Genomic DNA, 26,472 nt, shown 5'->3' on the forward strand with positions numbered 1-26,472 from the left:
TCCGATGCCTCAGGCGGAGAGCGGCTGCTCTCCGACCAGCGTGAAGTGCTCCACCACCGGAGGCTTCGCAAAGAAGGGCCCGACGATGGCGCGCCATTGCGCGAACAGCGGCCCTTCGCGGAAATCCACCGTGTGGTTTTCCAGCCGCGCCCAGTAGATCGTCAGCACGTAGCGCTCGGGCGACTCGACGCCGCGCTGCACGCGCCAGCCCAGGAAGCCCTTGGCCTGGCTGATCACCGTCTCGATGCCGCGCACGATGGCCTCGTCGAAGGCAGCCTGCTGGCCGGGGGGAATGGTGATGTCGGCGTGTTCGAGGATCATCGTCGGCTCCGTGGAACGTGTTTCGGGCCGGCGACGTTACCGCAGCCGGTGCCGCTTCACAGCGGCAGCGGCAGGCCGACGTAGTTCTCCGCCAGGGCGGTGCTGGCCGCCTGCGACGACGTCAGGTAGGCCAGCTCGGCCTGCTGCATGCGCTGGCCGAAGCTGCCCGTCTCCGGGAACTGGTGCATCAACGAGGTGAACCACCACGAGAAGCGCTCGGCCTTCCACACCCGCTGCAGGCAGCGCTGCGAGTAGGTGTCGATGCCGCGGTTGCTGCCGCGGTAGTGCTCGTCCAGCGCACGTGCCAGCAGGCCGACGTCGCCGGCGGCCAGGTTCAGGCCCTTGGCGCCGGTGGGCGGCACGATGTGGGCGGCGTCGCCCGCCAGGAAGAGTCGGCCGAAGCGCATCGGCTCGGTGACGAAGCTGCGCAGCGGCGCGATGCTCTTCTCGATGGACGGGCCGGTGACCAGCTGCGCCGCCACCTGCGGCGGCAGGCGCCGGGCCAGTTCGGCCCAGAAGGCGTCGTCGCTCCAGCGATCGGCATGGTCGTCGAGCGAGCACTGCACGTAGTAGCGACTGCGGGTGGCCGAGCGCATGCTGCACAGCGCGAAGCCGCGCTCGCTGTGGGCGTAGATCAGTTCGTGCGCCACCGGCGGCACGTCGGCCAGGATGCCCAGCCAGCCGAAGGGATAGACCTTCTCGTGCGTCTGCAGCGCATCGGCCGGCACGCTGGCGCGGCACACGCCGTGGTAGCCGTCGCAGCCGGCAATGAAGTCGCAGTGCAGCGTGTGCGCCTCGCCATTCACTGTGTAGGTGACGCTCGGCTGGGCGCCGTCGAAGCCATGCACCGCCACGTCCTGCGCCTCGTACACGGTCTTCAGGCCGGCGGCGGCGCGGGCTTGCATCAGGTCGCGCGTGACCTCGGTCTGGCCGTAGACCACCACATGCTTGTTCGTCAGCGCCTTCAGGTCGATGCGGTGCAGCACGCCATCGAAGCTCAGGTTCACGCCGTCATGCGGCAGCCCTTCGGCATGCAGGCGCTCGCTCACCCCGGCTTCGTCCAGCAGGTCCACCGTCACCTGTTCCAGCACCCCGGCGCGGATGCGGCCAAGCACATAGTCGGCGCTGCGCTGCTCCACCACCACGGCGTCGATGCCGGCGCGGGCGAGCAGGGCCCCGAGCAACAGGCCGGACGGACCGGCGCCGACGATGGCGACCTGGGTGCGGGAGAAACTCATGGGTACTTCTTTCGGCGGGTGTGGGAAGGCGGTGCGCTACAGCAGCTGCCGCAGCGTGGCCTGGGATTGCCGCAGCGGCGGCAGGCAGTGTTCGACGAGCTGGTCCATCGTCATGCGCTGGGCATGCACGCTGAAGTTGAGGGCGGCCACGGTGTCGCCGCGGTAGTTCTTCAGCGGCACGGCGATGGTGCGCAGGCCCAGCTCCAGTTCCTGGTCGACGCAGGCGTAGCCCTGGGCGCGCGCATGGGCGATCTCGATGCGCAGCCGCTCGGGCAGCGTGACGGTGTGCGGCGTGAAGGCGCGCAGCGACTGGCGGGCGATCCAGGCGTCGACCTCCGCCTGCGGCAGCGCGGCCAGCAGCACGCGGCCGTTGGAGGTGCAGTGCGCCGGCACGCGGGTGCCGGGCTGCAGCGTGGCCGAGATCACGCGCCCGGCGCTGGTGGCGGCGATGCAGATCACGTCGTCGCCGTCCAGCGTGCCGGCCGAGGAGGCCTCCTTCATCGCGTAGGCCAGCTTGTGCAGCTCCGGCTGCACGATGCGCGGCAGCCGGGCCGAATGCATGTAGCTCTGCGCCAGCCGCAGCACCTTGGGCGTGAGCGCGAACAGCCGCCTGTCCTGGCTGACGAAGCCCAGGTGCGTCAGCGTGATGAGGTAGCGGCGCGCGGCGGCGCGGGTCAGGCCGGTGCGCTGGGCCACTTCGGCGATGGTCAGGCGCGGGCGGTCCTGGTCGAAGGCCTCGATCACCTGCAGGCCCTTTTCCAGCCCGGCGACCAGGTCGCGCTGGGCCGGCTCTGCGCCAGCCGCGCTGCCGGGCGCCAGGCGCGTGGCCAGGACATCGTCGGGGCTGAAGTCGTCATCGCTCATGACATGCTCTTGTGCGTTGATCGCCCGGCGCCGGTGTCGCTACTGCAATGCGGCCACTCTAGGCACGCGCGCCGCTGCTCACCAGGGGGTCGAGGGGTGGGTTGGGCGCGCTGCGCACAAACTGCATCGGCGCGCACGGGAACGGGACGAAAAAAAACCGGCCACCTTGCGGGGGCCGGCGTGGCGCGTGCGCGGCGGCTTACACCCGTTCGAGGACCACGGCGATGCCCTGTCCGACGCCGATGCACATCGTGCACAGCGCATAACGGCCGCCGCTCTGGTGCAGTTGGTTCACCGCCGTGGTGGCCAGCCGCGCGCCGCTGGCGCCCAGCGGATGGCCCAGCGCGATGGCGCCGCCGTTGGGGTTCACACGCGGGTCGTCGTCCTGCAGGCCGAGGTCGCGCAGCACGGCCAGGCCCTGGGCGGCGAAGGCCTCGTTCAGCTCGATCACGTCGATCTGGTCCAGCGTCAGCCCCGTGAGCGCCAGCACCTTGCGCGTGGCGGGCGCGGGGCCCATGCCCATGATGCGCGGCGGCACGCCGGCGGTGGCCATGCCCACCACACGGGCACGCGGGGTCAGGCCGTTCTTCGCCGCGGCGGCTTCGCTGGCCAGCAGCAGCGCCGCCGCACCGTCGTTCACGCCCGAGGCATTGCCGGCCGTCACCGTGCCGTCGGCCCGCACGACGCCGCGCAGCTTGGCCAGCGCTTCCAGCGAGGTCTCGCGCGGATGCTCGTCCTTGCTCACCACCACCGGGTCGCCTTTCTTCTGAGCAATGGTCACCGGCACGATCTCGGCATCGAAGAAGCCGCTCTTCTGCGCCGCCACCGCCTTGAGCTGGCTGGCCAGCGCCATGCGGTCCTGCGCCTCGCGCTCGATCCTGTAGTCGGTGGCGACGTTCTCGGCGGTCTCGGGCATGGAGTCGACGCCGTACTGCTCCTTCATCAGCTTGTTGACGAAGCGCCAGCCGATGGTGGTGTCGTACACCGCATTGGCACGCGAGAAGGCGCTCTCGGCCTTGGGCATCACGAAGGGCGCGCGGCTCATGCTCTCCACGCCGCCGGCGATCATCAGGCCGGCCTCGCCCGCCTTGATGGCGCGGGCGGCGCTGCCCACGGCGTCCAGGCCCGAGCCGCACAGGCGGTTGATGGTGGCGCCCGGCACGTCCAGCGGCAGGCCGGCCAGCAGCGCGCTCATGCGGGCCACGTTGCGGTTGTCCTCGCCGGCCTGGTTGGCGCAGCCGTACAGCACGTCGGCCACCTGCGCCCAGTCCACCTCCTTGTTGCGCGCCATCAGCGCCCGCAGCGGCACGGCGCCCAGGTCGTCGGCGCGCACCATCGACAGCGCGCCGCCATAGCGGCCGAAGGGGGTGCGAACGGCGTCGCAGATGAAGGCGTGGGTGCTGCTCATGCGGTGTCTCCTGATGCGGTGGGTGCAGTGTGGGGCGGGCGTCAGTCGAGCGCGACGTTGGCCTTCTTGACCACGTCGGCGAAGCGTGCCGATTCACTGCCGATGAACTGCACGAATTGCTCGCGTGTCTGCGGGAACAGCTCGTAGCCGAAGGTGTCGTAGCGCTGCTTCACGTCGGGCTCGGCGAGCGCCTTCTCGATGTCGCGGCGGATCTTCTCGGCGCGCTCGGCCGGAATGCCCTTGGGTGCGGCGATGGTGGTCCAGCCGATCACCTCGAAGTTGGCCGGGCCGCCCGACTCGGCCACCGTCGGCACGTCGGCGAAGGCCGGCACGCGCTTGGGCGCCGCCACGGCGATGTAGCGCAGCTTGCCCGCCCGCTGCAGGGAGCCGGAGCTGGCGCTGGTGCCCAGCGCGAAGGCCAGCTCGCCGGTGGCCACGCCGGTGTACAGCAGCGAGGTCTCCTTGTAGATCACATGTTCCATCTCGGTGCCGGTGACGGTTTCGAACAGCTCCGAGCCCAGGTGCACCGGGTTGCCCACGGACCAGGAGCCGTAGTTCAGCTTGCCGGGGTTGGCCTTGGCGTCCTTGACGATGTCGGCGACGGTCTTGTACTTGCTGTCGGCCGCCACCGCGAAGAAGAAGTTGGTCTTGAACAGCGGCAGCAGGGTGTCGAAGTCCTTCTGCGGGTCGTACGGCAGCTTCTTGAACAGGTGCGGGTAGGCCGAGAGATGCACGTTGTCCAGCTGGATCAGGTCATAGCCCTGCTTGTCGCCACGCTTGAAGGTGTCGATCGCGATGAAGCCGTTGGCGCCCGGCTTGTTTTCCACGATCACCGGCTTGCCCCACATCTTCTGCAGCTTCTCGGCCACCATGCGGGTGACGGTTTCCGGGCCGGAGCCGGCCGGGAACGGCGTGAGGATGCGCACCGGCCTGTTGGGAAAGTCGTCGGCCGCCCAGGCGGGTGCGGCGGGCAGGGTGGCGGCGGCCAGCGTGGCCAGGCCGGCCAGGGCGGCAAAGGTACGGCGCGAGAAAACGGCGGTCATGGGGCGGTTCCTGGGGGGGCGGTCGGATCAGGCGGTGGCGGTGGATGTGGCGGGCCGCAGCGGCACGGCGGTGACCTTCTGCAGCTCGTCGAAGCTCAGTCCCTCGGCCATCTCCACCACGGCCACGCCGTCGGGCGTGATGTCGAGCACGGCTAGGTCGGTGTAGATGCGGCTGACGCAGCCAATGCCGGTCAGCGGATAGGTGCAGGCCGGGACGATCTTGCTGTCGCCGGACTTGGTGGTGTGCTCCATCATCACGAAGGTCTTCTTCGCGCCGATGGCCAGGTCCATCGCGCCGCCCACGGCGGGAATCGCGTCCTTGGCGCCGGTGTGCCAGTTGGCCAGGTCGCCGCTGGCGGACACCTGGAAGGCTCCCAGCACGCACACGTCGAGGTGGCCGCCGCGCATCATCGCGAAGCTGTCCGCATGGTGGAAGAAGCAGCCGCCCGGCAGCAGCGTCACCGGCTGCTTGCCGGCGTTGATGAGGTCGTAGTCCTCCTGGCCGGCCGCGGGCGCCGGGCCCATGCCGATCACGCCGTTCTCGCTGTGCAGCACCACCTCGCGCCCTTCGGGCAGGTGGTTGGCCACGGCGGTCGGCAGGCCGATGCCGAGGTTGACGACGGCGCCGTCGGGGATGTCCTGCGCCACGCGCCGCGCCATCTGGTCGCGGGTCCACTTTCCTGGCATGTCGTGTGTCTCCTGCTGTCTGTCGGGTTCACTCGGGCTTGATGCCGGCCTGCCGGATCACGCGGCCCCACTTGTCGGATTCGCTCTGCATCAGCGCCTGGAAGTCGGCCGCCGTGCCGGGCAGCGGCTCGGCGCCCTCGGCCTTGAAGGCATCGCGCAGTGCCGGCGTCTCCACGGCCTTGGCCACGGCGTCGCCCAGCGTCTTCAGCACGGCATCGGGCGTGCCGCGCGGCGCCACCAGGCCATAGGCCAGCGAGCTTTCGTAGCCCTTCAGGCCCGCCTCGGCCACCGTGGCCACGTCGGGCAGCCGCGGGCTGCGGCGTGCGCCGGTGATGCCGATCGCGCGCAGCTTGCCGGCGTCGACATGCGGCAGCGCCGGGGGGATGACGCTGAACATCAGGTCCACCTGGCCGCCCAGCACGTCGGTGAGCGCGGGCGCGGTGCCCTTGTACGGCACGTGCAGCATCTTCACGCCGGCCACTTCCTCCAGCAGTTCGCCGGCCAGGTGGCCGCCGGTGCCGTTGCCGCTGGAGGCGAAGGCCAGCTTGCCGGGCGCGGCCTTGGCCCGGGCCAGCAGGTCGGCAAAGGAGCGGATCGGGCTGGACGACGGCACCACCAGCACCAGCGGCGCACTGGCCAGCGGCGCCACCGGCACGAAGCTGCTGCGCGCGTCGTAGGGCAGCTTGGGGTACAGCACCGGATTGATGGCCAGCGTGCCGGTGTGGCCCAGCAGCAAGGTGTAGCCATCGGCCGGCGACTTGGCCGCGGCGTCGGTGCCCACCGTGCCGCCGGCGCCGGGGCGGTTGTCCACCAGCACCTGCACGCCGAGCAGCGTGCCCAGCTGCGTGGCGAGCTGGCGGGCGAAGACGTCGTTGCCGCCACCGGGGGCGAAGGGCACGATGATGCGCACCGGCTTGGCCGGCCAGGCCTGTGCGGTGGCGGGCAGCGGCAGGGCCGCGGCCAGCGCGGCGGAGGCGGCGACCAGCACGGCCGCGCGCCGGGAACCGGCGGGCGACCGCATCAGGCCGCCTGCTTGAAGCCGCCGCCGCTGGTGGCCACGCGGTCCACCTTCACCACGCGCTGCACGAAGATGCCGGGCGTGACCACCGCTTCCGGGTCCAGGCTGCCCAGCTCGACGATCTCATGCACCGTGGCCACGGTGACCTTGGCGGCCATCGCCATCACCGGCCCGAAGTTGCGCGCGGTCATGCGGTAGGTCAGGTTGCCCCAGCGGTCGCCGCGTTCGGCGCGGATCAGCGCGAAGTCGGCATGGATGGGCGACTCGAACACGTACATGCGGCCGTCGATCTCGCGGGTTTCCTTGCCCTCGGCCAGCTGGGTGCCGTAGCCGGTGGGCGTGAAGAAGCCGCCGATGCCGGCGCCCGCGGCGCGGATGCGCTCGGCCAGGTTGCCCTGCGGCACCAGTTCCAGCTCGATCTGGCCGGCACGGTACAGCGCATCGAAGTGGTGGCTGTCGGCCTGGCGCGGAAAGCTGCAGATGATCTTGCGCACCCGCCGGGCCGCCAGCAACGCGGCCAGGCCGGTGTCGCCGTTGCCTGCGTTGTTGTTGACGATGGTGAGCTCCTTCGCGCCCTGGGCAATCAGGGCATCGATCAGCTCGTTGGGCAGGCCGGCAGTGCCGAAGCCGCCAATCATCACGGTGGCGCCGTCGGGCACGTCGGCCAAGGCGGCTTCGACGGAAGGCGAGATCTTGTTGATCAAGGCGTGGTCTCCAGCACTCAGGATGCGCGTAAAGTTCGTTATAAGAACCAACGTTCTTTTAATGAACATTCTAGGCACGGAAAAGCCGCCGCGCCAGCAAGGCGAGGCGGCATCAGGGTTGATCGGGAGGCTGCTCGACCGCCGGAACGTCAGGCCGCGCGGGCCATTGCCGGTACGCCGGCCGGCGGGGCGTAGGCGGCACCGAAGCGGTTGGACAGGAAGTCGGCCAGGGCCACGTCTTCCTGCCGTACGAAGCCCTGCTGCGGCAGCCGGCCTTCGGCCAGCAGGTCCAGCATCGCGCACAGGCTGCTGGCGGTGGTGAGCTGGATGGCGCTGCGCATTTGCCCGGCCACCTCGGCGCCGTAGATCTTGTGGGCGTAGGTGTCCTGCTGCAGGCGACCCTCGCGCCAGCCGGTGACGGTGACGAAGACGATCACCACGTCCTGCAGCGTGGCGGGCAGCGCGTTCTCCAGGATGTCCTTCAGCACCTCGCGACGGTCCTTCAGGCGCAGGTCGTGCAGCAGCGCCTTCATCAGCGCGGCGTGCCCGGGGTAGCGGATGCTGCGGTAATTGAGCGTGCGCACCCGGCCTTCCAGCGTCTCGCACAGCGTGCCCAGGCCGCCACTGGTGTTGAAGGCCTCGTAGAGCACGCCGTCCAGCGAGAACTCCTCCCGCTCCTCCAGTGCCGGCACTTCGGTGCGGCGGCCGTCGACGATGGCGTCGCAGGGCTGGATGTATTCGTTGATGACGCCGTCGGTGCTCCAGGTGAGGTTGTAGTTCAGCGCATTGCTGGGGTAGACGGGCAGGGCGCCCACCCGCAAGCGCACGGTGTCGAGCCGCTCGAAGCGGCGCATCAGGTCGGCCGCGGCGATGGAGATGAAGCCCGGCGCCAGGCCGCATTGCGGCACGAAGGCATGCCCGGCGCCCTGGGCCAGCGCCTGGATGCGGCGGGTGCTGGCCACGTCCTCGGTGAGGTCGAAGTAGTGCACGCCCACGGCGCGCGCGGCCTCGGCGATGCGCACCGTCATCTGCCAGGGCGCGGCGCTCAGCACCGCGAAGCGGCCCTGCAGCGCCTGCTGGAGGGCGGCGGTGTCGGCCACGTCCAGCGCCAGCGCCTGCAGGCGGGGGCCGCTGGGTACGGCGTCCGCCAGGGCGGCGGGGGAGCGGTCGGCCAGCGTCACGCGGTAGTCGCCGCTGTCCGCCAGCAGGCCGGCAATCACCTGGCCGATCTTGCCGGCGCCGATCACGAGCACGTCCTTCATGGGTTTCTCCCGGGTTCGATGATGGCGGCATGTTCGACCAGCCTGCGCCCGGATGCAGCCACCAGACCGACGACTTGCGCCTGCCATCTGGTCACATCGCCGGCATATATTGGCGCAATGCCTGCCCCGCCCCTGCTCGACGACACCGACCGCGCGCTGCTGGCGCTGCTGCGCGAGAACGCCCGCCTGCCCGCGGCCGACCTGGCCCGGCGCCTGGGCATTGCCCGCACCACCGTGCAGAGCCGGCTGCAGCGGCTGGAGCGCGCCGGCGCCATCGCGGGCTACACCGTGGTGGTGCCCGACGAGGCGGAAGCCGCGCTGGTACGCGCCCATGTGATGGTGATCGCGGGACCGAAGCAGGGCGCCGGCATCACCGCGGCGCTGCGGCGCATTCCGGAAGTGCGCACGCTGCTGTCGGTCAGCGGCCCGTACGACCTGATCGCGGTGGTGGCGGCCGCCTCCATCGGCGAGCTGGATGCGCTGATCGACCGCATCGGCGCGCTGGAGGGCGTGGAGCGCACCACCTCGGCGATCGTGCTGTCAACCCGCATACAGCGCTGAGCCGGGGTGCGCCACCATCAAGTTCCGCGCCGCAAGCGCCGACAACGGTAACAACTCTGTCAGTGCCGTAGCCCATGTCCGCCGCCACCATCGACGTTAGTGAACTGCGCATCGGGATGTTCGTGCACCTCGACCTCGGCTGGATGTCGCACCCCTTTCCCCTGAGCAGCTTCCGCATCGGGGACAACGAGCAGATCGCCACCATCCGCAGCCTGGGCCTCACGCGCGTGCGCTGGAGCCCCGAGCGCAGCGACCCCGCGCAATCCGCGCCGCTGGACTCCCAGGCCGGCGAGGCCGACGTCACCCAGGCCGAGAGCCCCGAGCAGGCCGAGCGCCGGCGCCGCCGGCTGGCGCTGGCCCTGCAGCGTGAAGCCATGCTGCAGTGCGAGCGCCAGTACGCCGAGGCCCTGAAGTCCTGGCGCACCGCCACCGGCATGGTGCTCAGCGACCCCACGGGCGCGCGCGAGCGGGCCGAGGCCTTCACCCAGGCGCTGGTACAGAAGATGCTGGCCAACCGCGAGCTGTCGATCCGCCTGCTGACGGAGACGGCCGGCGACCGCGCCGCCGCCCATTCGCTCAATGTCAGCGTGATCGCGCTGCTGATGGGCAAGCTGTTCGGCCTGTCGGAGGTGGACATGCACGACCTGGGCATGGGCGCGCTGCTGCACGACATCGGCAAGGTGGAGCTGCCCTCGCGCGTGCGCCACCTGGAGGACCACTTCACCAGCGCCGAGACGCAGGTGTACCGGGAGCATGTGTCGCACGGCGTGACCATCGGCCGCAAGATGGGCCTGACGCCCGGCGCGCTGCTGGCCATCGCCCAGCACCATGAGCAGGCCGACGGCAGCGGCTTTCCGCAGCGGCTGAACATGGACCGCATGACCACCGCGGCGCGCATCGTGTCGCTGGTCAACCGCTACGACAACCTGTGCAACCCGGTCTCCCCGGCGCGGGCGCTGACGCCGCACGAGGCGCTGTCGCTGATGTTCGCGCAGGGCAAGCACAAGTTCGACGCGACGATGCTCAATGCCTTCATCCGCATGATGGGCGTGTACCCGCCGGGCTCGGTAGTGCAGCTGACCGACGAGCGTTACGCCATCGTGGTGGCGGTGAACTCGGCGCGGCCGCTCAAGCCGCGGGTGCTGGTGCACGACAGCGGCACCCCGCGCGACGAGGCACTGCACATCAACCTGGAGGCGGAGCCCGCGCTGGGCATCCGCCGCAGCCTGAAGGCCGGCCAGCTGCCGGCCGCGGCGATGGAATACCTGGCGCCGCGCCAGCGCATCACCTACTACTTCGAGCCCGTGCCCCAGTCGGAGATGGAGTTTCCCGAGCGGGAAGACGAACTCGCCGACCAAGGGTCGGCCGAGTGAGCATGCGGGCGCTGGCCATGCAAGCGGCTCCCGGCGAAGGCCCGCTGTCGCGCCAGACGCTCGCGCTGGTGGACGCGCTGTGGGAGCCAGCCTGGCTGGTGGACGCGCACACGCTGCGCGTGCTGGCCATCAATGCGCCGGCGCTGGCGTTGCTGGGCCGCACGCGGGCCGACGTGGTGGGCCAGCTGGCGGAAGCCCTGCTGGACACGCCGGAGGACCTGGCCTTCTGGGCCGGCCTGCAGGGCCCCGGCGGCGACACCGAGCTGCTCTCGCGCACCCTGCTGCTGCAGGCCGACGGCCAGCCGCTGCACGTGGAGCGTCGCATCCACCGGGTGGACCTGCCCGGCGAGCCGGGGCTGCTGGTGGTCTCGCTGCGCGACATGACGCCCGAGCGCCGCGCGCTGGACGAGCGCGACACGCTGATCGCCGAGCTGCGCGCCACGCTGGAATCCACCGCCGACGGCTTGCTGGTCACCGACCTGGACGGCCGCATCCGCGCCTTCAACCGCCGCTTCACCCAGCTGTGGCGCCTGCCCGACCACCTGGCGGGCGGCCAGGACGAGGCGGTGTACGCCTGGATGCTGGACAACGTGCAGGAGCCCGAGCCCTACCAGCGGCAGCTGCAGGCCATCGAGCGCGGCGCGCTGGTGCCCGCCACCGACCGCATCGTGCTGCGCAGCGGCCAGGTGCTGGAGCGGGTGATGCACACGCAATGGAGCCGCGGCCGGCCCATCGGCCGCGTCTGGTCGTTCCGCGACCTCAGCGAGCGCCTGGCCGCCGACCAGCGCATCGAGACGCTGTCCACCATCGACACCCTGACCGGCGTGCCCAACCGGCGCCAGCTGACGCAGAAGCTGGCCGCCGCCATCGCCGAGGCGCAGCGCCGCCACGGCCGGCTGGCGCTGCTGCTGCTGGACGTGGATGCGTTCAAGCAGATCAACGACAGCCTGGGCCAGGGCATCGGCGACCGCGTGCTGGTGGAGGTGTCGCAGCGCATCCGGCACGCGCTGCGCGGCGGCGACCTGGTGGGCCGCGTCGGCGGCGACCAGTTCGCGGTGCTGGTGCACCATGCCGGCGCCGAGGCGGCCGAGCATGCGGCCCGCCGCGTGCTGCGCGCCACCGAGGCGCCCTACGAGATCGAAGGCGCGCAGTTCACGCTCACCTGCAGCATCGGCGTGGCGCTGTTCCCCGACGCCGCCGACAGCGCGCACGACCTGCTGCGCCGCGCCGAGACCGCGATGCAGGCGGCCAAGGCCGGCGGGCGCGCCGGCTTCCGCTTTCATCACGCCAACACGCATGACGACGAAGTGCGCAAGCGCGTGCGGCTGGACCACGCCATGCGCCAGGCGCTGGCGCAGCAGCGCTTCCGGCTGCACTACCAGCCGCAGCTGGACCTGGCCAGCGGCCGCGTGGTGGGCACCGAGGCACTGATCCGCTGGAAGGACGCGCACTACGGCGACATCTCCCCCGGCGAGTTCATCCCGGTGGCCGAGGCCAGCGGCTTCATCGTGCAGATCGGCGACTGGGTGCTGGGCGAGGCGGTGGCTCAGGCCGCGCAGTGGCACCGTGCCGGGCGGGTGCTGCCGGTGTCCATCAACGTGTCGGCGCTGCAGTTCCAGCAGTCGGGCTTCGTCACCCGCGTGTCGCGCGCGCTGGCGCAGGCCCAGCTACCGCCGGCACTGCTGGAGCTGGAGCTGACGGAGAGCATCCTGGTGCGCGACGCCGCCGAGGCGCTGGAGCGGCTGCAGGCCCTGGCCGCCCTCGGCGTGCGGCTGGCCATCGACGACTTCGGCACCGGCTACTCCAGCCTGGCCTACCTCAAGCGCTTCCCGATCGATGCGCTGAAGATCGACCGCCGCTTCGTGCGCGGCCTGCCCGACGACGAAAGCGATGCCGCCATCGTGCGCGCCATCGTGCAGATGGCCCATGCCCTGGGCCTGCGCGTGGTGGCCGAGGGTGTGGAGCTGCCCGCCCAGCGGGACTTCCTGGCCGGCATCGGCTGCAACATGTACCAGGGCTTCCTGTTCGCGCCGGCGCTGGAACCGCAGGCGCTGCTGGAGCGGCTGCCGCCAACGCCCTGAACCGGTCGCGGCAGTCGCGGGCCGCTGCTGCAGGCCGCGGTATTTCTTCATAAAGTCTGCACACGTGCAGTTTTTCTGAAGCACCGCGATGAATCCTCTGGAGAACGTCGTCGAAGCCAAGCTGGCCCGCCTGCCGGTGCCGCTGGCGGTCCACCTGCCGGGCGGGCGCCGCCTGGGGCCCGGGCAGGCCGCCCTCATCCTGCGGCTGAAGGAGCTGGGGCCGCTGAAGCACCTGGCCAGCGGCGAGATCGGCCGCGTGGCCGAGGACCACGTGAAAGGGCGGCTGGAGATCGAAGGCCGCCCGCGCGACGTGATGGCCGCGGCCGCCGAGCTGCTGGACACCGACCCCCGGCGCGCCGGCGCCCCGCCGCCCGGCCCGCTGGGCTGGTGGCATGGCTTGCTGCGACGCAGCCGCTCGCTGGCGCGCCACACGCCGCAGGCCGATGCCCGCCAGATCGAGTTCCACTACGACGTCTGCGACGACTTCTATGCGCTGTGGCTGGACGAGCGGCGCGTGTACTCCTGCGCGTACTACCGCGAAGCCGGCATGACGCTGGCGCAGGCGCAGGAAGCCAAGCTGGACCACATCTGCCGCAAGCTGATGCTGCAGCCCGGCGAGCGCTTCCTCGACATCGGCGCCGGCTGGGGCGGCCTGCTGCTGTGGGCGGCCGAGCACTATGGCGTGCAGGCCACCGGCATCACGCTGTCGCGCGACCAGCATGCGCACGTCAACCGGCTGATCGAGCAGCGCGGCCTGCAGGGCCAGGTGCACATGCAGCTGATGGACTACCGCGAGCTGCCGGAGGCACAGCCCTTCGACAAGATCTCCTCGGTGGGCATGTTCGAGCATGTGGGCCATGCGCAGCTGCCGGCGTACTTCGACAAGCTGTGGCGGCTGCTGCGCCCGGGCGGCCTGCTGATGAACCACGGCATCACCGCCGGCGGCACCCGCAACCACCAGCTGGGCGCGGGCATCGGCGAGTTCGTGGAGCGCTACATCTTCCCCGGTGGCGAGCTGCAGCACGTCTCGCATGTGCTGAAGGTGATGGCCGACAGCGGGCTGGAGATGGTGGATGTGGAAAACCTGCGGCCGCACTACGCGCGCACGCTGTGGGCCTGGTCGGACGCGCTGGAGCAGCACCTGCCCGAGGCCCGCCGCCTGACCGACGAGCGCATCGTGCGCGCCTACCGGCTGTACCTGGCGGGCAGCGCGATGGCCTTCGAGCGCGGCTGGTTGTCGCTGCACCAGATGCTGGCCGCGCGCCCCGACGGGCAGATGGAGACGGGCACGATGCGCGGGGCACAATCGGCGTTCCCGTTCAATCGTGAGTACATCTACCGATGATCTACAAGTTCAAGTCCAAGGCGGCCAGCGACGTGATCATGATGGGCCCGAACGGGGACCAGGTGCTTCGCCTCATCGGCCGCGAGCCGTCGGCCAAGGGCATCCTGGAAGTGGCGGACATGCCCGCCGCCGTGGCCGCGCTGCGCGCCGCGGTGGAGGAGGAGGACGCCCGCCGGCAGGCCGCCGCCGAGCCCGACGCCGAGGCCGATGACACGCCGCGTGGCAGCCGCGAGGGCGTGGTCACGCTGCGCCAGCGCGCGTGGCCGCTGATCGAGATGATCGAGCGCAGCCAGCGGGCCGACGTGCCGGTGGTGTGGGGCCAATGAACACAGCCACAGCAAAGGAAGCGAGCACATGAAGATCTGGAGCGACAGCTGGTCCAACGGTGAACCGATTCCGCCGCGCCATGCCGCGGGCCGGCTCGAGGCCACCGGTGGCGTCGGTTTTTCCGACAACGTCAATCCGCACCTGGCCTGGAGCGACCTGCCGGACGGCACGCTGTCGCTGGCGCTGGTGTGCCACGACTTCGACGTGCCCAGCAGCGGCGAGGACGTGAACCAGGCCGACCGCGAGGTGCCCGCCGACCTGCCGCGCGTGGACTTCTTCCACTGGGTGCTGGTGGACCTGCCGCCTTCGCTCACGCAGATCGCCGAGGGCGAGTTCAGCAACGGCTTCACCGCCCGCGGCAAGCCGGGCCCGGCCACGCTCCACGGCGCGCGCCACGGCCTGAACGACTACACCGGCTGGTTTGCCGATAACGCCGAGATGGCCGGCCAGTACTTCGGCTACGACGGCCCGTTCCCGCCGTTCAATGATTCGCTGGTGCACCACTACGTGTTCACGCTGTATGCGCTGGACGTGGAGCGGCTGCCGGTGGAAGGCGCCTTCACCGGCCAGCAGGTGCGCGAAGCCATGGCGCCGCACGTGCTGGGCGAGGTGATGCATTCGGGCACCTACACGCTCAACAAGCGGCTGGCCGGACAGTGACCGAGCAGCGGGCCACGCGGCTGATCGCCATCCGGCATGGCGAGACCGACTGGAACGTCGGTGCCCGCATCCAGGGCCACACCGACATCGCGCTGAACGACAAGGGCCGCTGGCAGGCGGCGCAGCTGGCGCAGGCGCTGGCCGACGAACCGCTGGATGCGGTGTATGCCAGCGACCTGGGCCGCGCCTTCGACACCGCGCTGGCCTTTGCCGAGCCCAAGGGCCTGCCGGTGGTGGCCGACAGCGGCCTGCGCGAGCGGCAGTTCGGCTGCTTCGAAGGCCTCAGCTTCGACGAGATCGAGCAGCGCTGGCCCGACGAGGCGCGCCGCTGGCGCAGGCGCGAGCCGGGGTTCGGGCCCGAGGGCGGCGAGACGCTGGAACAGTTCTATGGCCGCATCGTGCAGACGGTGCAGCGGCTGGCGCTGCGACATGCCGGCCAGAGCATCGCGCTGGTGTCGCACGGCGGCGTGCTGGATTGCCTGTACCGCGCCGCCACGCGGCTGGCGCTGGATGCGCCGCGCACCTGGCAGGTGGGCAATGCCAGCATCAACCGCCTGCTGCACACCGAAGGCGGCCTCACCCTGGTGGGCTGGAGCGACACCGGCCACCTCGACGGGGTGGCCCAGCCGCTGGCCTAGTTGTTGTCGCCGCGGCGGATCTGCCGCCAGGCGTTCTTGCGGTTGTCCACGCCGAAGTTCAGCGGCACTTCCTGAGGCGGCTCGGGCGAGGTGCCGTCGCCGCGCTGGAACTGCGCCACGATGCGGTCGCCCAGGTCGCCGCTGGTGCGCAACAGCGTCACGCCGGAAGACGAGGTCTGGCCCAGGCTCATCGCCGCGAAGTTCATGCCCTTGACGTTCAGGCCGGTCAGCACGTCCAGCACGAACAGGGTGGAGTTGCCCGAGCACTCCGACACCAGCGTCTTGTTGGCCACGAAGCTCACCGCGCCGAAGGCGATGGTGGGATCGGTGGTCACCTGGAGGTTGCCGGGGATGTCCACGTACCAGCCGCGTGACGATGTCCAGGTGAAGCTGCTGCCCACCGCGTCCACCGTGCCGTCGGACTGCGTCTGCAGCGTGCGCTGGGTGAGGCCGGCGCGTGCGTCGGCCAGCTCGGCGCCTTCCTTGATGGCGTAGAAGGTCTCGGCCGACGCGCGGCCGAAGTCGCTGGAGCCGAGCATGCGGCCGGTGCCCACCAGCACGATGCGGTCGCTGCCGTTGAACATGATCTCCGGCGCGGTGGTCACCGGCTGGGCGGTGCTGTTCTTCAGCAGCTTGGCCAGCCGCACGGTGGTCTTGGCCTCCAGGTCGAAGTGCCACAGGTTGCCCTGCAGATCGCCGCCATACACATGGACGGACTTGCCGTCGCCTTCCACTGCGGCATTGATCTGGGCCAGGCCCAGATCGCCCGTGCCGCCGCCATCGGCGACGAAGGTGTGCAGCAGGGCACCGTTGTCGGCATTGACCATGTACATGCGGCCCTTGCCGTCGGTGCTGCCGTTGTAGCCCTGCGTGAAGAGCACCACGGTGCCGTACGACCTGGTTTCCACCAGCAGCGGTCGGCCCAGCGACTGGCCCAGCACGAAGTCGCCACCATGGCCGATGTCCCACAGCACCTTGCTGGCCAGGCCCGTCTCCGTCAGGTCGCGCGGCTCGCTCACGTCGATGGCGTAGTAGCCCGCGCCGCCTGAGCCCAGGCCGGCCACCAGGTAGCGCTTGCCGGCCACGGTGCGGATGGTGGGCGTGCCGTCCAGCAGCGTCTCGAAGTAGTAGTTGAGCCGGGCCGTCCTGGCCATGTTGGGCAGCACGCTGCCGGGCACGTAGGCCCACAGCTCGTCGCCGGTCTCGCTGTCGAAGGCATGCATCATCCCTTCGCCCGAGGCGGCGAACACCACCTTCGGCGCGGTGGAGACCACCGGCTTGGCCGACAGCACCGGGCCGATCAGCGCGCCCCGCGTGCGGTACTTGGTGCCTTCGCCGGTGCGGTCGCCGCGCAGGTAGGCGGTCAGGCCGGCGCCATCGGTGGCCGACAGCGTGGCGCCCACGTTGTCTGCCGTGAATGCCTTGCGCACGCCGCCCACGCTGGTCGCGATCACGCGTGGCCGGTCGGCCGGCCGCACGGCCAGGCGCTGCGCGGCGGACCAGGTCGGCGTGGCGGTGATGGAGCCGGTGTTGGTGTTGATGGCATTGGCGGTGATGTCGCCGGTCCAGATGGACGAGGTGTACTTGCCCAGGTAGGCCTTGCCGTCGCCACGCGCCAGGTTCACTGTGTTCACCGACACGTCGGACTGCGCGCCCAGCTGGTTCAGCATGTCGTTCAGGCCCTGCTGGATGGCGCGCGCCGCCTGCGTCGGGTCGTCGGCCTTGTACATCTGGCCGCGGCCGTTGATGGTGGCGTGCCACAGGTCGTCGATGGCGCTGGGCGTGTCCGGCTGCGGATCGGGCCAGGTGAAGGTGGTGGTGAACGGATCGGTGATGCTGGGCCAGACCGTGCCCTTCACACCCAGCGTGATGACGTAGGTGTTCATGTGCAGGTTGGGATTGCGGTCGGGGTTGGCCACCGCCTGGTTGGCCAGCGGCACGCGGCCGCTGGACAACGGGTAGCCGGCGCCGGAGGTGGGGCGGTTGTTGCGCAGGTCCAGCGTGTAGTAGGCCAGCGCCACGTCGGCGATGGAGTTGGCCTTGGTGGGCGCGAACGGGAAGCCGGTGCCGTAGGTGGCCTTGTCGTAGGCCGGGGGCGCGGCGGTGTCGTTGGCAAAGCCGTCGGTCACCACGAAGGCGTTGTTGCGCTGGCAGGAGTACTGGATGGCGTTGGGGCTGGTCTTGTACTGCTCGCCGATGTATTTCAGCGCCGTGGCCGTGGGCGTGCCGCTGTCCGCCGGGTTGGTGTAGAAGCTGCCCGCCACGCGGCGGCGGTTGGCCGCGTCGTCGGTGGCGTCGCTGTCGTACATGGACACGTTGCCGCTGCGCCGGTTGAAGGCCATCACGCCCACGCGCATGCCGGTCAGGTTGTCCAGCACGCTGCCCATGGCGCCGGCCAGCATCAGCTTGCGCTTGCGGTAGTAGCTCCACCAGTTGGCGAAGTTCTGCAGCGCGGCGGCATGGCTGGCGTCGTCCGCGTAGTTGGCGCGCTTGATCTCCACCTTGCGCAGCATGCGGTCGTCGGGTGCCTTCACGCAGCTGGCGTTCCAGTCCGTCACCGCATTCCAGGCGGGAGTGGTTCCGGGGCAGCTGGGGTCCACCACCCAGTAGGTGGCGGGGTAGTAGGTGGTGGCGACGTTGGCCGAGTTGTTGCCCACCGTGCCGTTCGGCCGCAGCATGCCGGTGCGGTAGTAGATCGTGGCCGTCTGGTCGGCGGTGAGGTCCATCGTCACCGAGGCGGCCAGCGCAGGATGCGACTTGGCGGCCGTGGGCGAGGCGTTTGCGTAGGTCTGTAGCGCGCCGTCGTGGTAGGCCGGCTTCCACGGCTCGTAGGTGATGGCCGGGTTGTAGTACAGCGGGTTGAAGGCGCTGGAGCGCATCACCGCGAACTGCGGCGAAGGCGGCACGGCGCGGCCCAGGGATTCGTCGTCGTAGAACTGCTTGGCACCGATGCCCGTTCCGTTCGGGAACAGGTAGCTCATGTAGTAGTCGCCCTTGGCCAGGAAGGCGCCGCTGCTCCAGTAGGTCTTGTTGCCCAGGTTCCAGTTCAGGATGCCGTTGTAGGCACTGATCAGGATCTCCCAGTCCATCGAGCCGGAATCGTCCATGCCGAACATGACGTTGGGCTTGACGTTCAGGTCCGCCTTGAGCGGGCGCTTGGCCACGTCGGTGGCATGCGAGGCCACGCCAAGGAGCAGGCCGGCCAGCGCGGTGCAGGCGACGGCAAAACGGGCAAGGGGCTTCATGGAAGTCTCACTTCTTGGTGACCAGCGCTTGCACGAAGGTGGCCACGTCGTCCCGGCCATCGCGGCCCAGGAAGGTCACGCGGGTGGTGATGCGGAATTGGCGGCCGGCCGGCGGGTCGTAGCCGGTGTCCTCCTGTTTGGAGGCAGCAGCGCTTTGCGGTGCGTCGGCCTGCCGCAGCAGGCATTGGCGCTGTGGTTCGGTGATGGCGGTGGTGCTGCACTGGCGGTCCACGAAGTAGCGCACGCTGAACTCGTTGTTGGCCCCCACGCGCACCTCGGGCGCGGCGGCCCAGTCGATGTCCAGCGGCACGCCGTCGGCGTCGGTGGCACGCAGCTGCGCCGCATACCAGGTGCCGATGTCGGCATCGGTATTGGCCAGGGCCGCCACCCGCTGGAAGGCGGTGTTGATGCCCACCTCGGAAGCCTGCACCGCGCGTTCCTTGAAGGAGATGTTGCCCGCCACCAGCGTGCCCACCTCGCTCATCCGCGCCATCGACAGGCCGCCCAGCAGCATCACCAGCAGCAGCACCAGCACCACGATCAGCGTGACGCCCTGCTGGCGCCGCGGCCGGTGGCCGGCGGAAGGTGCGCGCCTCATGGCAGCCCCACGATGTAGTTGCGCAGCGGGATCACCAGGTCGCTGCTGCGGTAGCGATAGCACTGCCAGGAGGTGGTGCCGACGTTGGCCGGCGTGAACGTGTCCGCGTCGTCTTCGAACAGCCGAAGCGAGTTGGTCGTGGTGGCCTCGCAGCCACCGCTGCCCTTGGGCATCTCCGGTTGCGGGCTGCGGGTGACCAGCGTCACGCGCAGCGCACGCACGCGCGCCAGGTCCGTCGCTCGCGGCTGGCCCCAGGTGCCCCCGCCGGGGGCGGCGGCGGTGGGCGCCACCCAGTCGGTGATCGCCTTGTCGGTGAGTGTGGTGCCCACGATGCCGATGCGCACCCGCAGGGCCACCACGTTGCGCACCAGCACGGCGGTGGCGTCGTCGCCGGTCCGCATCGGCAGCTCGAGCTGCAGGTTGCCGTTGACCACGCGGTACCGGTGCCATTGCACGCCGCCCAGCAACGATGCCCGCGAGCCGATCGGATACAGCGCGGGATTGGTGATGGCGGGACCCTGGTTGTGGGTGGCGTCGGCACCGAAGGTCAGCCGCTGCGGCGTGGTGGCCGTGGAATTGGCCACGGCGGTGACGGTGCGCACGGTGCAGGGCGCGCCGGGCTCCTTCGGGGCCAGCAGCACCGCATCGTTCACGGCCGCCGGCAGGTAGCTCTGCAGCTCGGCCGCGCCGAGGTTGGAGGCCGTCTGCAGCGCCACGTTGGCGCCGCCGGCCACGGCAGTGGCGTACAGGAAGTCGAACTGGTCGTTGCCGTTGGCGCGGGTGATGGACACCGGCGAGAACACCGCCTGGTCCAGCACCGTGGTGCCCACGCGCAGGTTCAGGCCGTTGCACATGTAGGTGCCGTTGCCGAAGAAGCCGAGGCCGGCCTGGGCCGCGTCCTCCTTCAGCGAGGCCAGCGTGGTGGCACTGCTGACCACGGCGCTGCCGGCATTCAGGCCCTGGCGCTGCATGGCGCCGAACACCATCGCGCTGCTGCTGGCGGCCAGGCCGACCAGCAGCGAGATGACGATGCCGATCATCAGCTCGACGATGGACAGGCCGCGCTGGGCGGCGCGGCGATCAGAGCGGCGTCGGGCGAACATCGGTCACCACCTCCACGGCAGGGGAAACGGAATCGGCCTCACCCAGCTCCTGCTGCAGCTTGCCGGTCCAGGTCAGGCGGATGGTCAGCCGGCCGGTGTTCGCGTCGTAGACCGACGTGGCCGTGGGCGCGCCCGGCAACGTGGCCAGCGCGCGGGTGCGCCAGTTGGTGGCGGACTGCCGGCCGGTCGGGCTGCCGCAGGCGCCCACGGCGGGCAGCGTGTAGCAGGGGGCATTGGCGGCGGTGTCGATCTGCGCCAGGTTGGCCAGCTGGTCGGCCATGGCCAGGGCCTGCAGCCGCACCTGCCCGTCGGTGCCGGCCTTCACCACCTTGGCCTGGAAGCGCGACATGCCGAGCAGGCCGAACACCAGCACCACCATGGCGATGAGCGCCTCCAGCATGCCGAAGCCGCGCGCCTGCCGGCGCCGCGGGCTCAGTTGCCGCAGTTGGTCTGGTCTGCGCATAACCGCACCGAGCCGCCGGCCTCGACCACCAGGCCCGGGCAGCGGACGTCCGCCGAGCAGGTGAGGCCGCTCTTGCCGAAGTTGAAGGTCTGCCTGGTGCCAGTGGGCCAGGTGCGGCCTTCGCTGCCGAAGTCCACCATGGTGACGCTGGCCAGCCGTATGCCGTCGGGCAGGATCGTCGTGCGCAGCACGGTGCCTTCGGCCGCGGCGGCCAGGCCCACGCGGTCGATCACCTGCACGGCGCTGCCGTCGATCACCAGCCGCACGCGGCCGTTGCGCTTGATGGCTTCGCTCTGCGCATACAGCGCGCTGCTGAGAGCGGTGTTGCCCGCTTCGCGCAGGCGCGAGTTGTTCAGGTAGTCGCCCAGGAAGGGCAGGCCGGCCATCATCAGGATGCCGCTGATGGCCACGGTGACCATCAACTCGACCAGCGTCAGCCCGCGCTGGGCTGCGCTGCAGTGAGTCAGCTGTCGCATGTGGTGCCCTTGGTGGTCCAGCAGGTGGTGTTGGCGCCCTTGGGGTGGGCGGTGGTGGCGCGCGTGCCGGCCTGGTTGACGGTGTAGGTGTAGCCAGCCATCGGGCCGGTGCCGGTGGCGGTGGCGGTGAAGCCGTTGGTGCCGTTCAGTGCGCAGGTGACGGTGAAGTTGGCGATCGTCGGATTCGTCGCCCCGCAGACGCCCGGCGCACCGGCGTAGCTGCCGGTGTCCTGGAAGCGCTGCTCCAGCCGCACCTGCAGGGCGGACAGCGCATCCAGCGCCGGCGGCACGCGCGAGCGCATCACGTAGCTGTTGTAGGCGGGCAAGGCCACGGCCGACAGGATGGCCACGATGGCCACGGCCACCATCAGTTCGATCAGGGTGAAGCCGTGCTGGCGGTGCGAAGGCATGCGGAAGTTCCTGGAGTGGGCGTGGACGCCGGTGCGGCTCTCGCCGCGTTCGATCCAGGTTTCGGTGCGCCCTGCCGCAACTTGAGCGGGCGGTCGGGCAGCGCGGATCAACGGCAGCGGACGGCCGACGAGCGGCACGCCGCCATCCTCGCGCGAGGCGGCGGTCCGCAGTCGATGGAACAGGCGGGCCGGGCGCCCGCTGTTCTCAGCCGGCGCTCAGGTGCCGCTGAACAGGTCGGCGCCGCCGTTGGCCGGCGGGGCCACGCCCAGGTGGCGGTAGGCGGCCAGCGTGGCGATGCGCCCGCGCGGCGTGCGCTGCAGGTAGCCCTGCTGGATGAGGTAGGGCTCGATCACGTCCTCGATCGTGCCGCTTTCCTCGCCGATGGCCGCGGCCACGTTGTCCAGGCCCACCGGGCCGCCGTCGAAGCGGTGCACCACGGCTTCCAGCAGCTTGCGGTCCATCACGTCCAGGCCGTGCGGGTCGACGTCCAGCATGGCCAGCGCCAGGTCGGCGATGGGCTTGTCGATGCGGCCGCTGCCCTTCACGTCGGCATAGTCGCGCACCCGGCGCAGCAGCCGGTTGGCGATGCGCGGCGTGCCGCGCGAGCGGCGGGCGATCTCGGCGGCGCCGGCCGCGTCGATCGGCGCATTCAGCAGCCCGGCCGAGCGGTGCACGATGCGCGCGAGCTCCTCCGGCGTGTAGAACTCCAGCCGCGCCACGATGCCGAAGCGGTCGCGCAGCGGGTTGGTGAGCATGCCGGCGCGGGTGGTGGCGCCCACCAGCGTGAAGGGCTGCAGGTCGAGCTTGATCGAGCGGGCGGCCGGGCCCTCGCCGATCATGATGTCGATCTGGTAGTCCTCCAGCGCGGGATACAGGATTTCCTCCACCACCGGCGACAGGCGGTGGATCTCGTCGATGAACAGGACGTCGTTCTTCTCGAGGTTGGTGAGGATGGCCGCCAGGTCCTTGGGCTTTTCCAGCACCGGGCCGGAGGTCTGGCGCAGGTTCACGCCGAGCTCGGCCGCGATGATGTGGCTGAGCGTGGTCTTGCCCAGGCCGGGCGGGCCGAACAGCAGCACATGGTCCAGCGCCTCCGAGCGCTTCTTGGCCGCGCCGATGAAGATCTCCAGCTGCTCGCGGGCCTTGGCCTGGCCCACGTATTCGGCCAGGCCCTTGGGCCGCAGCGCCCGCTCGATCGCCTCCTCGTTCGGCGACGACGGCGCGGCGCTCACCACGCGGCGCGAGGGCAGGGCGGCGGCGCCGAAGTCGTCGGTCTGGATGCTCATGGCCCATTATCCCCAGCGGCCTTGATCTAACATCGCGGCCCCGTGATCACCGCCTTCCGCCTCCACCTGCTGCGCCGCTCGGCCTGGCTCGCGCTTGCCGCGATGCTGTGGCTGTCGCTGGTGCCCACGGTGTCGCAGGCGGTGGCCGCAGTGCAGGGCCCGCAGCCGTGGACGCAGATCTGCTCGGCCAGCGGCTTCAAGGCCGCGCCGGGCAGCCCTTCCGAGGCGGCCGACCACCTGATGGCGCATTGCCCGTTCTGCGCGCTGTCGCAGCTCGGCCATGCCCTGCCGCCGGCGCCGCCGGTGGCCGTCTTCCTGCCGGACGAGCGCGCGCACGAGCTGCCGCGCCTGTTCCTGCAGGCGCCGCACACGCTGCATGCGTGGCGGCATGCGCTGTCGCGCGGCCCACCTTCCTTCGCCTGAACCCGCACCGCCCGTGAGCCGCCGCCGCGCCTGAGTGCGCGCTGCCGGCCCGCGTTTGCGCCAGCCCGCGTGCGCCTTGCCGCGGCGCCTGGCATGCGTTCAGGAGTCCGCTTTCGTGAAGAAGAAGATGCAAAGGGCCGCGCTGGGTGCGCTGGCCTTGTCGTGCCCCGCCTGGGGCCAGGCGGCGGAGGCCGCCATCGTGGAAGTGGTGGGCGGCCGTCCCAGCTCGCTGCCCACCCACCTGCCCACCACCATCGAGGGCATCACCGCGGCCGAGATCGCCGAGAAGATCAACGCCACCGACAGCGAGGATGCGCTGAAGTACCTGCCTAGCCTGCTGGTGCGCAAGCGCTACATCGGCGACTACAACCATGCGGTGTTGTCCAGCCGCGCCTCGGGCACCGGCAACAGCGCGCGCTCGATGGTGTTCGCCGACGGCATCCTGCTGTCCAACTACCTGGGCAACGGCGCGCAGTTCACGCCGCGCTGGGGCCTGGTGCAGCCGGAGGAGATCGAACGGGTGGACGTGCTCTACGGCCCGTTCTCGGCTGCCTATCCGGGCAACTCGGTGGGCGCGGTGGTCGACTACGTCACCCGCATGCCGAAGGAGTTCGAGGCGCATGCCAAGGTCGGCTTCTTCAGCCAGCCCTTCGACCTGTACGGCACGCACGAGACCTACACCGGCTGGCAGACCAGTGCCTCGGTGGGCAGCCGCAGCGGCGCCTGGTCGTGGTGGCTGTCGGCCAGCCGGATGGACAGCGAAGGCCAGCCGCTCACCTTCCCGACCCGGCTGCTCTTGCAGGGCGGCAGCACCGCCACCGCCATGCCGGTGACCGGCGCGGTGGCCGGCCGCGACAAGAGCGGCCAGCCCTGGTGGCTTCTGGGCAGCGCCACGCAATACCGCACCCAGCAGGACCAGGCCAAGCTCAAGCTGGCCTACGACGTCGCGCCCGGCCTCCGGGCCACCTACGTGGCCGGGCTGTGGCGCAACCAGGCGGTGGGCCAGTCGCAGAGTGACCTGCGCGACGCCGCGGGCAACCCGGTGTACGCCGGCACCGTGGCCATCGATGGCCGCAGCTACACGCTGGCCGCCAGCGACTTCAACCAGAGCCGCGACCGCCTGCAGCACCTGATGCAGGGCCTGACGCTGCAGCAGCGCACCGGCGGCGCCTTCGACTGGCGGCTGGCCGCCAGCGGGTATGCCTACCAGCAGGACCGGCAGCGCGCGCCCACCGTCGCCAAGCCCGCGGCCGATGCGGGTGGTGCCGGCCGCCTTACCGACCTGCAAGGCACCGGCTGGGACACGCTGTCGCTCGATGCCATCTGGCGGCCGGGCGGCGCGCACCAGTGGGAATTCGGGCTGCAGCAGGCGCAGCACCGCTGGCGCCAGGCGATCGACAACACCGAGGACTGGATCGACGGCGGCGCCACCACTCCGTCCAGCGGCTTTGCCGGCAACACCCGGCTGCGCAGTGCCTACCTGCAGGACGCATGGACGATCGCGCCGCAGTGGAAGGCCTTGGTCGGCGCCCGCTTCGAGCACTGGCGGGCCTGGGGCGGCGAGAAGACCGTGGGCAGCGGCGCGCCGGTGCACTTCGACGAGCGCAGCGAAGACGCCACCTCGCCCAAGCTGGCGCTGGGCTGGCAGCCTTCGGCCGACTGGTCGCTCCGGCTGGCCACCGGCCGCGCGGTGCGCTTTCCGACCGTGGGCGAGCTGTTCCAGGGCACGCCAGCCGACACACCGGCCGTCAACAACCCCGACCTGAAACCCGAGCGCTCCTGGACCACCGAGCTGGCCTCCACCTGGAGCCTGGGCCTGCACCGGGTGCGCGCCTCGGTGTTCCATGAAAGCACGCGCGATGCGCTGTATTCGCAGGCCATCGCCGGCACGCAGCCGCTGGTCAGCAGCACGCAGAACGTCGGCCGCATCCGCACCCGCGGCGTCGAAGCCGTGTTCGAGGGCACCGACGTTCTGGCCAAGGGTTTCGACCTGCTGGCCAGCCTGACCTTCGCCGACTCTCGCATCCTGCGCAACGACGGCTTCGCCGCCAGCGTGGGCAAGCTGCAGCCGCGGGTGCCACGCTGGCGCGGCAGCCTGCTGGCCACCTGGCGGCCAGGCGAGCGCTGGTCCACCAGCCTGGGCGCGCGCTACGGCAGCACCCAGTACGGCACGCTGGACAACAGCGACGGCCACGGCATGGCCTACCAGGGCTTCTCGCGCTACTTCACCACCGACCTGCGGCTGCGCTATGCGATCAGCAAGCAGTGGTCGGCGGCCATCGGCATCGACAACCTGAACAACGCCGAGTACTGGAATTTCCATCCCTATCCGCAACGCACCTACAGCGCCGAGCTGAAGTTCGACCTTTGAAAGCCGCCCCATGACGATGAAGACCACCCTGCTGCTGGCCGCCGCCGCCCTGCTGAGCACCACCGCCGCCCACGCCCATGTGGTGCTGGACCAGCCCGCCGCGCTGGCCGGCAGCACCTACAAGGCCACGCTGCGCATCGGCCACGGCTGCGATGGCCGCGCCACCACGCTGGTGCGGGTGTTCGTGCCCGAGGCGATGCGCGGCGCGCGGCCGATGCCCAAGGCCGGCTGGACCTTGCAGGCACCCAAGGTGCCGCTGGCCCAGCCCTACGACAGCCACGGCAAGCGCATCACCGAAGGCGTGCGCGAGATCACCTGGGAGGGCGGCCCGCTGCCCGACGCCTGGGCCGACGAGTTCTCGTTCGTCGCCCAGCTGCCCAGCCAGCCCGGCCCGCTGCCGATCAAGGTGCTGCAGCAGTGCGGCAGCGAAGGCCGGCACGAGTGGTTCGACATCGCCGTGCCCGGCGACAAGCCGCCGCGCTCACCCGCCCCGGTGCTGGAGGTGCTACCCGGCGACGGTAGCGGCCACCAGCACTGAACCGATCACACCCCGCCAATCCTCAGGA

Annotated in this window: 26 protein-coding genes; 10 read left to right on the plus strand and 16 right to left on the minus strand. The window is 70.6% G+C overall.

Features of this window, described 5'->3' with window-relative positions:
* Positions 1–9: 9 nt before the first annotated feature.
* From VO99_RS00975 to VO99_RS01015, 9 genes are all read right to left on the minus strand, one after another.
* Positions 10–321 (minus strand): antibiotic biosynthesis monooxygenase family protein, encoded by a 312-nt coding sequence (locus VO99_RS00975; protein WP_046110922.1) that lies wholly within the window; start codon positions 319–321, stop codon positions 10–12.
* Between the two features lie 56 nt (positions 322–377).
* The gene (pobA, locus tag VO99_RS00980) at positions 378–1,559 is read right to left on the minus strand and encodes a 4-hydroxybenzoate 3-monooxygenase (RefSeq protein ID WP_046110923.1); all 1,182 of its coding nucleotides are present in this window, start codon (positions 1,557–1,559) and stop codon (positions 378–380) included.
* Between the two features lie 36 nt (positions 1,560–1,595).
* Positions 1,596–2,423 carry an IclR family transcriptional regulator domain-containing protein gene (locus VO99_RS00985; RefSeq protein ID WP_083440269.1) on the minus strand — a complete coding sequence of 276 codons (828 nt, stop codon included), beginning with the start codon at positions 2,421–2,423 and terminating at the stop codon, positions 1,596–1,598.
* 199 nt (positions 2,424–2,622) lie between these two features.
* Complete coding sequence (pcaF, locus tag VO99_RS00990) at positions 2,623–3,831, minus strand: 3-oxoadipyl-CoA thiolase (protein WP_046110924.1); 1,209 nt, start codon at positions 3,829–3,831, stop codon at positions 2,623–2,625.
* A 41-nt stretch (positions 3,832–3,872) separates the two neighbouring features.
* Positions 3,873–4,874, minus strand: a complete 1,002-nt coding sequence (locus VO99_RS00995; protein ID WP_046110925.1) for a Bug family tripartite tricarboxylate transporter substrate binding protein — start codon at positions 4,872–4,874, stop codon at positions 3,873–3,875.
* A gap of 27 nt (positions 4,875–4,901) precedes the next feature.
* The gene (locus VO99_RS01000; protein ID WP_046110926.1) at positions 4,902–5,561 is read right to left on the minus strand and encodes a 3-oxoacid CoA-transferase subunit B; all 660 of its coding nucleotides are present in this window, start codon (positions 5,559–5,561) and stop codon (positions 4,902–4,904) included.
* Positions 5,562–5,589: 28 nt separating this feature from the next.
* Positions 5,590–6,582 carry a Bug family tripartite tricarboxylate transporter substrate binding protein gene (locus VO99_RS01005; RefSeq protein WP_046110927.1) on the minus strand — a complete coding sequence of 331 codons (993 nt, stop codon included), beginning with the start codon at positions 6,580–6,582 and terminating at the stop codon, positions 5,590–5,592.
* Positions 6,582–7,283 carry a 3-oxoacid CoA-transferase subunit A gene (locus VO99_RS01010; protein ID WP_046110928.1) on the minus strand — a complete coding sequence of 234 codons (702 nt, stop codon included), beginning with the start codon at positions 7,281–7,283 and terminating at the stop codon, positions 6,582–6,584. Before VO99_RS01010 ends, VO99_RS01005 begins: the two co-directional genes overlap by 1 nt.
* A gap of 149 nt (positions 7,284–7,432) precedes the next feature.
* Positions 7,433–8,545, minus strand: a complete 1,113-nt coding sequence (locus tag VO99_RS01015; RefSeq protein WP_046110929.1) for a saccharopine dehydrogenase family protein — start codon at positions 8,543–8,545, stop codon at positions 7,433–7,435.
* Positions 8,546–8,662: 117 nt separating this feature from the next.
* Here VO99_RS01015 and VO99_RS01020 point away from each other — a divergent pair, with 117 nt between their 5' ends.
* From VO99_RS01020 to VO99_RS01050, 7 genes are all read left to right on the plus strand, one after another.
* The gene (locus VO99_RS01020) at positions 8,663–9,106 is read left to right on the plus strand and encodes an Lrp/AsnC family transcriptional regulator (protein WP_046110930.1); all 444 of its coding nucleotides are present in this window, start codon (positions 8,663–8,665) and stop codon (positions 9,104–9,106) included.
* Positions 9,107–9,180: 74 nt separating this feature from the next.
* On the plus strand, positions 9,181–10,479 hold the full coding sequence (locus VO99_RS01025; protein ID WP_046110931.1) for a cyclic di-GMP phosphodiesterase: 1,299 nt from the start codon (positions 9,181–9,183) through the stop codon (positions 10,477–10,479).
* Positions 10,480–10,496: 17 nt separating this feature from the next.
* The gene (locus VO99_RS01030) at positions 10,497–12,560 is read left to right on the plus strand and encodes a putative bifunctional diguanylate cyclase/phosphodiesterase (protein WP_046111203.1); all 2,064 of its coding nucleotides are present in this window, start codon (positions 10,497–10,499) and stop codon (positions 12,558–12,560) included.
* 88 nt (positions 12,561–12,648) lie between these two features.
* On the plus strand, positions 12,649–13,905 hold the full coding sequence (locus VO99_RS01035; protein WP_046110932.1) for a class I SAM-dependent methyltransferase: 1,257 nt from the start codon (positions 12,649–12,651) through the stop codon (positions 13,903–13,905).
* Entirely contained in the window at positions 13,902–14,231 is a 330-nt protein-coding gene (locus tag VO99_RS01040; protein ID WP_046110933.1) for a DUF1840 domain-containing protein, read from the plus strand. The genes VO99_RS01035 and VO99_RS01040 overlap by 4 nt, the downstream gene beginning before the upstream one ends.
* A 28-nt stretch (positions 14,232–14,259) precedes the next feature.
* Positions 14,260–14,892 carry a YbhB/YbcL family Raf kinase inhibitor-like protein gene (locus VO99_RS01045; protein WP_046110934.1) on the plus strand — a complete coding sequence of 211 codons (633 nt, stop codon included), beginning with the start codon at positions 14,260–14,262 and terminating at the stop codon, positions 14,890–14,892.
* Positions 14,889–15,530, plus strand: coding sequence for a histidine phosphatase family protein (locus VO99_RS01050; protein ID WP_046110935.1), 642 nt, complete (start codon positions 14,889–14,891; stop codon positions 15,528–15,530). Before VO99_RS01045 ends, VO99_RS01050 begins: the two co-directional genes overlap by 4 nt.
* On the opposite strand, the gene VO99_RS01055 is transcribed toward VO99_RS01050, so the two are convergent.
* The 7 genes from VO99_RS01055 to ruvB all read right to left on the minus strand — a co-directional run bounded on the left by VO99_RS01055 (position 15,527) and on the right by ruvB (position 23,112).
* A complete protein-coding gene (locus VO99_RS01055) occupies positions 15,527–18,775 on the minus strand; it encodes a pilus assembly protein (RefSeq protein ID WP_046110936.1) in 3,249 nt (1,082 codons plus the stop codon). The two genes, VO99_RS01050 and VO99_RS01055, sit on opposite strands and share 4 nt — an antisense overlap.
* Before the next feature lie 7 nt (positions 18,776–18,782).
* Positions 18,783–19,373, minus strand: a complete 591-nt coding sequence (locus VO99_RS01060) for a PilX N-terminal domain-containing pilus assembly protein (RefSeq protein ID WP_046110937.1) — start codon at positions 19,371–19,373, stop codon at positions 18,783–18,785.
* Positions 19,370–20,476, minus strand: a complete 1,107-nt coding sequence (locus VO99_RS01065; protein WP_046110938.1) for a PilW family protein — start codon at positions 20,474–20,476, stop codon at positions 19,370–19,372. Before VO99_RS01065 ends, VO99_RS01060 begins: the two co-directional genes overlap by 4 nt.
* Positions 20,454–20,939, minus strand: a complete 486-nt coding sequence (locus VO99_RS28540) for a type IV pilus modification PilV family protein (RefSeq protein ID WP_157039395.1) — start codon at positions 20,937–20,939, stop codon at positions 20,454–20,456. The genes VO99_RS01065 and VO99_RS28540 overlap by 23 nt, the downstream gene beginning before the upstream one ends.
* On the minus strand, positions 20,909–21,415 hold the full coding sequence (locus VO99_RS01075; protein ID WP_046110939.1) for a GspH/FimT family pseudopilin: 507 nt from the start codon (positions 21,413–21,415) through the stop codon (positions 20,909–20,911). The genes VO99_RS28540 and VO99_RS01075 overlap by 31 nt, the downstream gene beginning before the upstream one ends.
* Positions 21,403–21,825 (minus strand): type IV pilin protein, encoded by a 423-nt coding sequence (locus tag VO99_RS01080; RefSeq protein ID WP_046110940.1) that lies wholly within the window; start codon positions 21,823–21,825, stop codon positions 21,403–21,405. Before VO99_RS01080 ends, VO99_RS01075 begins: the two co-directional genes overlap by 13 nt.
* A gap of 216 nt (positions 21,826–22,041) precedes the next feature.
* Positions 22,042–23,112, minus strand: a complete 1,071-nt coding sequence (ruvB, locus tag VO99_RS01085) for a Holliday junction branch migration DNA helicase RuvB (RefSeq protein WP_046110941.1) — start codon at positions 23,110–23,112, stop codon at positions 22,042–22,044.
* A 42-nt stretch (positions 23,113–23,154) separates the two neighbouring features.
* Here ruvB and VO99_RS01090 point away from each other — a divergent pair, with 42 nt between their 5' ends.
* The 3 genes from VO99_RS01090 (at position 23,155) to VO99_RS01100 (ending at position 26,444) form a co-directional block, all read left to right on the plus strand.
* Positions 23,155–23,535 carry a DUF2946 domain-containing protein gene (locus VO99_RS01090; protein WP_052736015.1) on the plus strand — a complete coding sequence of 127 codons (381 nt, stop codon included), beginning with the start codon at positions 23,155–23,157 and terminating at the stop codon, positions 23,533–23,535.
* Between the two features lie 115 nt (positions 23,536–23,650).
* Positions 23,651–25,906 (plus strand): TonB-dependent receptor, encoded by a 2,256-nt coding sequence (locus tag VO99_RS01095; RefSeq protein WP_232315227.1) that lies wholly within the window; start codon positions 23,651–23,653, stop codon positions 25,904–25,906.
* 10 nt (positions 25,907–25,916) lie between these two features.
* Positions 25,917–26,444: a YcnI family copper-binding membrane protein gene (locus VO99_RS01100; protein ID WP_052736016.1), complete on the plus strand. Its 528-nt coding sequence runs from the start codon at positions 25,917–25,919 to the stop codon at positions 26,442–26,444.
* Positions 26,445–26,472: the final 28 nt, after the last annotated feature.

The organism is Aquincola tertiaricarbonis, from assembly GCF_000969605.1.
Taxonomy (GTDB): Bacteria; Pseudomonadota; Gammaproteobacteria; order Burkholderiales; family Burkholderiaceae_C; genus Aquincola; species Aquincola tertiaricarbonis.